This window comes from Mycobacterium sp. 852002-30065_SCH5024008 (assembly GCF_001665645.1).
Lineage (GTDB): Bacteria > Actinomycetota > Actinomycetes > Mycobacteriales > Mycobacteriaceae > Mycobacterium > Mycobacterium paraffinicum.
In genome coordinates, this window is sequence record NZ_LZSZ01000163.1 from 1 (window position 1) to 650 (window position 650).

Annotated in this window: 1 protein-coding gene; it reads left to right on the plus strand. The window is 63.7% G+C overall.

What is annotated here, in order from left to right; all coding sequences use genetic code 11:
• Positions 1–650, plus strand: a 650-nt coding sequence (locus tag A5781_RS19735; RefSeq protein WP_156624874.1) for an AMP-binding protein, incomplete at both ends; no start/stop codon positions are given.

The window sequence follows — 650 nt, forward strand, 5'->3', positions numbered from 1 at the left end:
CGGGGCGGCCTATGTGCCGATCGACCCGGGCCTGCCCACAGCGCGGATCGGGTTCATGCTCACCGATGCCACGCCTGTCGCGGTACTCACCACGGCGGGTCTGCGCTCGCGGCTCGACGGGTACGACGGTCTGCGGGTGATTGATATTGATGACCCCGCCATCGATGTTCAACCCAGCACACCGTTGTCGGGTCCGGGCCCGGCGCTGGAGGGTCTGGCTCACATTATCTATACCTCGGGCACCACCGGGGTGCCCAAAGGCGTTGCTGTTACCCACCACAACGTGACCCAGCTGTTCGATTCGCTGGAGATTGGTGTGCGGTTGGGGCCGGGGCAGGTGTGGTCGCAGTGTCATTCGTATGCGTTTGACTTTTCGGTGTGGGAGATCTGGGGAGCGCTGTTTCATGGGGGCCGGTTGGTGGTGGTGCCCGAAGCGATAACCCACTCTGCCGAAGACTTCCACGCCTTGCTGATCAGCGAACAGGTCAGCGTGCTCACCCAGACTCCCTCAGCTGTGGGGGTGCTCTCGACAGACGGTTTGGGGGCGGCGGCGCTGGTGATCGGCGCCGAGGCGTGTCCGGCTGAGGTGGTGGAGCGGTGGGCGCCGGGACGGGTGATGCTCAATGAATACCTGTCTCTTATACACATCT